Source organism: Pantoea sp. GbtcB22 (assembly GCF_019091025.1).
GTDB lineage: Bacteria > Pseudomonadota > Gammaproteobacteria > Enterobacterales > Enterobacteriaceae > Pantoea > Pantoea leporis.
The window spans coordinates 1-244 of the sequence record NZ_JAGXKB010000628.1 but is presented as its reverse complement, the minus strand read 5'-3'; the positions used below and the strand labels follow the sequence as shown (position 1 = coordinate 244).

General features: G+C 61.1%; 1 pseudogene. It reads left to right on the top strand.

The window, feature by feature from the left end:
* Positions 1–104: pseudogene (locus tag KVT28_RS26195) on the top strand (sugar phosphate isomerase/epimerase); the annotation flags it as partial.
* Positions 105–244: the final 140 nt, after the last annotated feature.

The window sequence follows — 244 nt, the reverse complement described above, 5'->3', positions numbered from 1 at the left end:
GCGGCGAGTCGATTATCTCAGCGGCGCTGTTCGGTTATCCGGAGAAGATGAGGTATCAGGCGGTGGAAACCCGCGTACTGATTGAGCGTGAGCTGTTGGGATAGTTGAGTGCGCGCTGATGCCCTCACCCTAACCCTCTCCCACCGGGAGAGCGAACGGGATGGTGCGGCTTGCTCGATCGGTCCCTTCTCCCGCTGGCGGGAGAAGGGTAGGATGGGGGCCCGCCCTATTGGAATGCACGTAA